We start from the raw sequence: 7,737 nt of genomic DNA on the forward strand, positions 1-7,737 counted from the left end.
TGATGCTATTAAAACGCTAAATGCCCTTAAGTTTTTGGAGCGCGATGAATACCTGTCTTTTAACGAGAGTGTGTTTTTACCCTCACGCTTTCAGTTTGAGGTGGTTAACGAGCAGCTATATAATTTCCAGATCCAAAATTCGGGCTGGGACCCGTTCATTAAAACCCTGCTCCGTTCATACGGAGGCGCGTTTGAAAACTATGTGCGTATCAAGGAGTTTGATATTGCAAGGCGCACTGGCTTAAGCGTTCAGCAGGTTATTGAGGGGATGTTGCAACTACAGCAATATGGGCTGATCAGCTATATGCAACAGACCGATAAACCCCAGGTTACTTATTTAAAACCGCGGGTGCAGGGCAGTCACCTCATTATTGACAGGAAATATATTGAGCAACGTAAGGAGGTTTATCGCCAGAAAATGGAAGCGGTTTTTGCTTATGCTATCCACAAACGATGCCGGAGCCAGATGCTGCTGGCCTATTTCGACGAGCCTGATGGACGCAAATGCGGCGTATGCGATGTTTGTATTGAGGAAAAACGCAAGGTAAACCAGGACGAGATCTTCGATAATATCACTACCGAAATTGTACAACTGCTCAGCATCTCCAACCCCGATATCGGTGGATTGATAACAGGGATCAACATCGGTACCGAAAAGGAAAAGATGGAAGCCGTACGCCTGCTGCTTGATGCAGGAAAGATCAAAACTGACGGTGAGGCTTATTATTTGAGTTGATAGATTTTATAACGAGGTTCTCAACCTCCGTCATGCCGAAGAAAAAAACGAGTATTCTGAAGGAGAAATGACATTAAACAAAGAGGGCCTGTCACCCTGAGCCTGTCGAAGGGTCGCGCGCAGAGGCCTGCCCACCATGCTTCGAGTGCCTCAGCATGACCCCATTTTTAATCCTGTCGTGCTTCGATCTAATTTAACCTTCCTTCCTCCAATTTTTTTACCCCCATTTCACCGGGGAAAATCACCCGCTTACCGACAAAAACCTGCTCTCCAGCTAATTAGGCCAAATCTGCTGTAACGTTTTTTTATTGAGATCGTCATATGTGTGTATTCAATGAAAAGAAATAATAATCACTTGACAATCAAAATATTAATACCATGAAAACTACATTAACCGCCATCGCTACCGTACTGTTTATGGTACTTGGCTTCGCAAACATTGCATCTGCAAACACTACAAAAAATGATGCCGGTGTCGTTTTAACTGATATCAGCAAAATCAACAAAATTGAAGTTTATGGCAACGTTGAACTGTACATATCAAGCGGCCCGGCCGACCAGGTAAAAGTTTACAACCGTTACTATTCTGAAAACGCGCTGGTTCAATCACAAAAAGGTGTATTGCGTATCTCATCATACAAAGCTGAAAAATTGGTGGTTTGGGTAACCGCAAACCAATTGAGCGCTATTAACGCCTATGACAATGCAGAGATCAAATCATTCGGCAACCTCTCAGGCATTGAGCTTGATGTTAAGTTGAACAACAATGCATCTGCCAGCCTTGACCTGGATACTTACAGCGCCAGCATCACCCTGAGCGGCAACGCAAAAGCCGAACTTAAAGGCAACACCAATGAATATAGCTTAACCCGCAACGCAACTTCAAATGTAAACAGCAATGGCTTAGCATACGCCCACGCTACCGAAACTCTGAACAAAGAAACCAAACCAAGGGTTAACGACTTTGCAACTTTATAAACGCCATTTTTTTGAGTCAATTATATATAGTGTAGCCGCCCTGAAAGGGGCGGCTTTTTTTGTTCGCCTTTGCGTTGCAAATACAAATCCAAGTTACACACTTGTTGCAAGCAAGAGTGAGCTAAAGGGACATAAAACCATGTCATTGCCGCGTCGCCCCCAAGGCACTATCCCGTTTCGCTCCTCGCAATGACATGGTTTATTAATGTCATGATTTTCAACCCCTTCTTTCATCCCAATGTCATCAAACAAAATACTATTTTCATTTTCGACTTTTTAGTCTAATTTTGATTCGTCAAACAAAAACAACAATGGGTAAAGCAGAAAGAACCAGGCAATTCATTATAGAGACGGCAGCGCCGATCTTTAATGAGAAAGGTATTGCTGCAACCACCATTGACGATATCCTGGCTGCAACAGGAATGGCCAAGGGCGGCCTTTACGGGCACTTTGAAAGTAAGGAAGAAATTGCCAATGTAATGGTTAATTACCTGCTTGATAAACTGAACGATAAAGTAACATCTGTTGTAAGCAAGGAAAAAACAGCTATAAAAAAGATCTTCGCCTTTATTGATCTCTATAAAGACCCGATAAATTCATATATAGATGGAGGATGTCCGATACTTAATTTTGGTGTTGAGGCCGATGATAATAACCCTATACTTAAACAAAGACTGAAAATTCAGATTGAAGAGGGGCAAAAGATCTTTACGGAAATTATAAACAAAGGAATTGCGGATGGTGAAATAGCTGCCGGGATAGATGCAGCAGATTATGCGCTGAAAATGTTTTCATCGCTGGAAGGAGGGATGTTGGTATCAAGGGTTACCGGAAGCAGCAAATATATGAACAGCCTTGTACGGATGCTCAAAAATGAATTAAAGCAATATGAATTAAAATAATTTTTTTTGATTATAAAAAGACTTTTAAGTCGATTTTGATTGGAAATCTAAAATGAAATGCAGATAACCGGAAACGGTCTTTTTTTAAACTTAAAAAACGACTAAAAAGTCTACAATATAAAACACAATAAAACAAACAACGATCATGAAAACTCAAAAAGTAATATTAGTTACCGGTGCTTCAAAAGGCTTCGGTTTAGAGATAGCCAAAACTGCACTGGCAGCCGGCGATAAAGTAATAGCAACCGTGCGCAGCAAAGCCGACCAGCTTGCCGCCTCATTGAATAACGACCCTAACCTGCTGGTGGTAACCATGGATGTAACCAATGAAGCACAGGTTAAAGCAGCTGTAGCCGAAGGTTTATTACGCTTTGGCAAAATTGACGTGGTGATCAACAACGCCGGTTATGGTATAGTGACCGCTATTGAAGAAGCAACTGATGCCGAAGTAAAAGCGCAGTATGATACCAATGTATTTGGCTTATTGAACGTATTGCGTGCGGCATTGCCTCACCTCCGTGCCCAAAGGTCAGGTCATATTATCAATGTATCTTCATTGTTTGGCTTTGGTGCCATTCCTGGCTGGGCTTTATATGGCTCTACCAAGTTTGCGGTTGAAGGTATTTCAAAAGGTCTTGCACTTGAACTTGAGCCGCTTAATATTAAGGTAACCGTAGTTGAACCGGGCTTATTCAGTACCGAGTTCCTGAGTGCCGAATCATACAGCGCTTCAAAAAACATCATTGCTGATTATGCTGCCACTGTTGGCCCAATGAGGGCTGGTGCCGATCAGTTGCATGGTAACCAGCCTGGCGATCCAAAGAAACTGGCCCAGGTGGTTGTTGATATCGCCCATAATGAAAATCCTCCCTTGCACCTGCCTATTGGTAAAGATGCTGTAGGTATGTATAAGGCTAACGCCGAAAAAACAAGCAAAGAAATTGATCAATGGATCGAAGTATCAACCAGTACTGATCATGACCATGTTGCTGCAAACTAATTAATCAAAATTCACTCAACTTATAAATAGAAAATATCATGTCAACAAAAAAAATAGCCTTAATAACAGGCGCAAACCGCGGAATAGGATTTGAAACCGCTAAACAATTAGGCGAAAAAGGCGTGGCTGTAATAGTAGCTGCCCGCAAGCTAAACGCTGCCGAAGAAACAGCTGCTCAGCTAACAGCACAAGGTATTGAAGCATACGGCGTTCAACTGGATGTTACCAATGCCGATGAAAGAACAGCGGTTGCTGCTTACATCGAAGATAAATTTGGTAAACTGGATATCCTGGTAAATAACGCCGGTGTTGGCCCTAAAGAAGATGACCTTTTTGTTAAAAAGACAGCAGCTACAACTGCCGATGAGTTTGAATACATATTTAATACCAATCTGTTCAGCGTTGTATATTTAACTAACGAGCTGCTGCCATCGCTTAAAAAGAGCGAAGCCGGTCGTATTGTTAACTTATCGAGCATTTTAGGTTCATTGACATTACACGCCACCGAAGGGAGCCCGATAGCTGATTTTAAACGTTTGTTATACGCGGCGTCAAAAACCGCTTTAAATGTGTTTACCGTTCTTTTGGCCGATGAATTAAAAGGCACTAACATCAAAGTAAACTCTGCGCACCCAGGTTGGGTACAAACAGAACTGGGTAGTGTTGAACATGCACCAATGACTGTTCCTGATGGTGCCAAAACCAGTGTTGAACTTGCCCTGATAGGCGAAGATGGCCCTAACGGCAAGTTCATCCACCTTGGCGAAGAACTTCCATGGTAAATTGAACTGACCTCAATTGTTTTCTGGAGCGTCGTTACCTTCAATAGGGTGGCGGCGTTTTTTTGTTAGTTAAATTTTTTCTGAGAAATATTTGCGCAAGCAAATGCTTGCGTTTATATTTGCAAGCAAATGCTTGCGCAATTATGAAAGCCAGACGAGACGTTTACCAGGCCATAGCCGATCCCACCCGAAGAGCCATCATTAATATGATTGCCTCTCAGCCACATAATGTAAACACTATAGCCGCAAACTTTGATGTTACACGCCAGGCCATTTCGCTGCATATCCAGATCCTGGCCGACTGCGGTTTGATTAATGTTAAACAACAGGGCCGTGACCGGATCTGCGAAGCCAGGCTTGATCAGCTCGGTGAAATATCTGCCTGGGTTGACCAATATCGTCAGCATTGGGAAAGTAAATTGGATAGTCTTGAGAAATATATAGCACAACTTAAAAATGAGAGAAATGGAAAACAATCAAAGTAACACTGCAGATCGCGAATTACGCTTAACACGAACATTAGATGCCCCGGTTGAGCTGGTATGGGAAGTTTGGACTCAGCCCGAACATATTGCCGAATGGTGGGGGCCTAACGGTTTCACCAATACCATCAGCAAAATGGAAATTGAACCCGGAGGGGAGTGGGATTTAGTGATGCACGGCCCGGATGGAACTGATTATAAAAATAAGAGTGTTTTTAAAGAGGTTATTCCGCTTAAAAAGATAGTGTACGAACATGTAAGCAGCCCGAAGTTTATTGCAACCATTGAGTTTGAAGCAAAAGGTGAGCACACTTTTCTGAGCTGGCATATGCTTTTTGAATCGCGTGAGCAGTTTGTACAGGTGGTGAAAACGTTTAAAGCTGATGAGGGGTTAAAGCAGAATATCGAAAAGCTCAATCAGTACTTAAAAGACATAAGTGCAAAGTTGTCTTAACTTGGCTATTCGATTCTCTGACTTCGAATTTAGTATGCCTGTAGTTTGCAACTACAGGCATACTAAACATCAAAAGCTGCAAACTTTCTTAAGCAAAACACACTGTAGTCAGAGACTACAGGCATAGTCGTCCGAAGTCAGAGACTTCGAACAGCGTTTTGCTTCTTTCAATCCCTTTCATTTTCATCTTCACATCTGAAATCTGCATATCTGCACACAAAATTCTTCCGCTGTTTACCGATGATATTCCGCCGTTCGCCGACTAAAACCTGCTGTACATCTAATTTGCCCGAAACCGCTGTAACGTTTTAAAAATGAGGGCGTCTTATCTGTGTATTAAATGAAATAACAACACAAATAATTGACAATCAAAATATTAATCATCATGAAAACTACAATATTAACAATCGCAGCCTCTTTAGTTTTAGCACTTGGAGTATCAACCGCAGCTAATGCAGCAACCAAAATTGACAACGGCGCAGCCGTAGTTTTAAACAACGTAAGCAAGATCAGCAAGATCGAAGTTCGCGGTAACGTTGAGGTATATGTATCAGCAGGAGAGAACGACAATGTTAAAGTTTATAACAAGTATTACTCAGAAAGCGCATTGGTACAAAACAACAACGGTACCTTACGTATCACCTCATACAAAAACGAAAAACTGGTGGTTTGGGTAACTGCAAATGACCTTAAAACTATCAATGCTTATGACAATGCCGAAGTTAAATCATTCGGAAAACTTACAGCCCTTGATCTTAGCGTAAACCTTTACAACAATGCATCAGCTAAATTAAACGTTGACGCTTACGCAGCAACAGTTAACGTTAATGACAAAGCTAAAGCCGAGTTTACCGGTACAGCCGATGTTTACACCCTGAACCACACCCGCGAATCATTTGTAAACAACAACGCTTTTGCCGCAGTAAGCTTTACCGATAAAGTAACCAACGCTCCTGCTAAGTACACAGTTGAAAACGATTTGGCTGGTCTTTAATAGCTCAATTCTTAAAAGTCTATCATATATTCAAAAGCTATCACCCAAAATGTGGTAGCTTTTTTTAATTTTGATGTAACACTAAACCGCCAACTGGCGTCAAACACCGAAACCATGAAAAAATACCTTTCTACCCTCACTATAGCCGGCGCATTAATAACTACGGGCATATTATCATCATGTAATTACAGGTGCGTGCATGGCTCAGGTAATCAAACCACCGAAAAGCGCAAGGCCGAAGATTTTAAAAAAGTTGAAATTTCAGGCGCATTTAAAGTACATCTGAAACAGGATAGCTCATTAACTATCGATATCAAAGCCGATGATAACCTGATCAAATATATTTCAACTTCGGTTGAAGGCGGTGTGTTGCACATTAAATCAAAAAAGAACTTCTGTGATCCCGGCGATATGGTGATCAATATCGGCGTAAAAAACCTGGATGAAATAAAAGCAGCCGGGGCTGTTGAGGTTAATTCGGATGGTAAAATAAACGCCAAAGATTTTAACCTCGATCTTTCGGGTGCTACTAAAATAAACCTTGACCTTAACGCCGCCAATGTTTCAACCGATGGTAGCGGTGCTACAGAAGTACATCTTACAGGCCAGGCTGCATCGCACAAAATTGACCTGAGCGGTGCCGGTAAAATAGATGCCTTTGATTTTGTTGTAGGTGATTATGATATTGAAACATCAGGCATAGCCCATTGCAAGATCAACGTGCTTAAAACTTTGAACGTGCACACCAGCGGTGCGTCTGAAATTCAATATAAAGGCTCTCCATCTACCGTGAATAACGATAAATCGGGCGCTTCATCTATCAAAAAAGTTGACTGATCGACCTTTATAATAATTAACAAAGAGGCCGGGGATATAACTGATTCACGGCCTTTTTTGATTTTAACCACCTATCACTAATTAAAAATTTGAATGAAAAAGTTTTTAAAATGGACGGCCTATGCAGTTATAGCGCTTGTCCTCATCGCTGTTGCCGGCATCTCCTACATAACGCTGGCATTGCCCAATGTGGGCCAACCCGAAACTATTAAAGTAGATGCCACTCCGCAGCGCATAGCCCGCGGCAAATACCTTGCTAATAATGTAACCGTTTGCCTGGATTGCCATTCTACCCGGAGCTGGGATAAATTTGCAGGCCCTTCCGATTCGACAATTTTAGGTGCCGGAGGTGAAAAGTTTGATGCTTCGGCGGGTTTCCCCGGCACCGTTTATTCGCCTAATATTACCCCTTTAAATTTGAGTGGCTGGACAGATGGTGAGATATTCAGGGCGATGACCACAGGTGTTAAAAAAGACGGCTCGGCCATATTCCCGATAATGCCATGGCCATATTACGCTAAAATGGATAGGGAAGACCTTTATGCTATCATCGCTTATATGCGCACTTTGAA

Annotated in this window: 9 protein-coding genes and 1 pseudogene; all 10 read left to right on the forward strand. The window is 42.0% G+C overall.

The features are described from left to right. A partial coding sequence (locus VF500_RS11325; protein WP_330859773.1) for a RecQ family zinc-binding domain-containing protein occupies positions 1–736 on the forward strand: 736 nt, incomplete at its 5' end. A gap of 378 nt (positions 737–1,114) precedes the next feature. Next, the gene (locus tag VF500_RS11330; protein ID WP_330859774.1) at positions 1,115–1,714 is read left to right on the forward strand and encodes a GIN domain-containing protein; all 600 of its coding nucleotides are present in this window, start codon (positions 1,115–1,117) and stop codon (positions 1,712–1,714) included. 311 nt (positions 1,715–2,025) lie between these two features. Then, positions 2,026–2,616, forward strand: coding sequence for a TetR/AcrR family transcriptional regulator (locus VF500_RS11335; RefSeq protein WP_121229475.1), 591 nt, complete (start codon positions 2,026–2,028; stop codon positions 2,614–2,616). 145 nt (positions 2,617–2,761) lie between these two features. Next, positions 2,762–3,616: an oxidoreductase gene (locus tag VF500_RS11340; protein WP_330859775.1), complete on the forward strand. Its 855-nt coding sequence runs from the start codon at positions 2,762–2,764 to the stop codon at positions 3,614–3,616. Between the two features lie 38 nt (positions 3,617–3,654). After that, entirely contained in the window at positions 3,655–4,398 is a 744-nt protein-coding gene (locus VF500_RS11345; protein WP_330859776.1) for an SDR family oxidoreductase, read from the forward strand. A gap of 143 nt (positions 4,399–4,541) precedes the next feature. Beyond that, positions 4,542–4,883 (forward strand): metalloregulator ArsR/SmtB family transcription factor, encoded by a 342-nt coding sequence (locus VF500_RS11350; RefSeq protein ID WP_330859777.1) that lies wholly within the window; start codon positions 4,542–4,544, stop codon positions 4,881–4,883. Next, positions 4,864–5,334 (forward strand): SRPBCC family protein, encoded by a 471-nt coding sequence (locus tag VF500_RS11355; protein WP_330859778.1) that lies wholly within the window; start codon positions 4,864–4,866, stop codon positions 5,332–5,334. Before VF500_RS11350 ends, VF500_RS11355 begins: the two co-directional genes overlap by 20 nt. A gap of 385 nt (positions 5,335–5,719) precedes the next feature. Continuing rightward, positions 5,720–6,328 carry a GIN domain-containing protein gene (locus VF500_RS11360; RefSeq protein WP_121229465.1) on the forward strand — a complete coding sequence of 203 codons (609 nt, stop codon included), beginning with the start codon at positions 5,720–5,722 and terminating at the stop codon, positions 6,326–6,328. A 114-nt stretch (positions 6,329–6,442) separates the two neighbouring features. Beyond that, complete coding sequence (locus VF500_RS11365) at positions 6,443–7,165, forward strand: head GIN domain-containing protein (RefSeq protein WP_330859779.1); 723 nt, start codon at positions 6,443–6,445, stop codon at positions 7,163–7,165. Between the two features lie 93 nt (positions 7,166–7,258). Beyond that, positions 7,259–7,737: pseudogene (locus VF500_RS11370) on the forward strand (cytochrome C); the annotation flags it as partial.

This window comes from Mucilaginibacter sp., assembly GCF_036383575.1.
In the GTDB taxonomy this organism is placed as follows: domain Bacteria; phylum Bacteroidota; class Bacteroidia; order Sphingobacteriales; family Sphingobacteriaceae; genus Mucilaginibacter.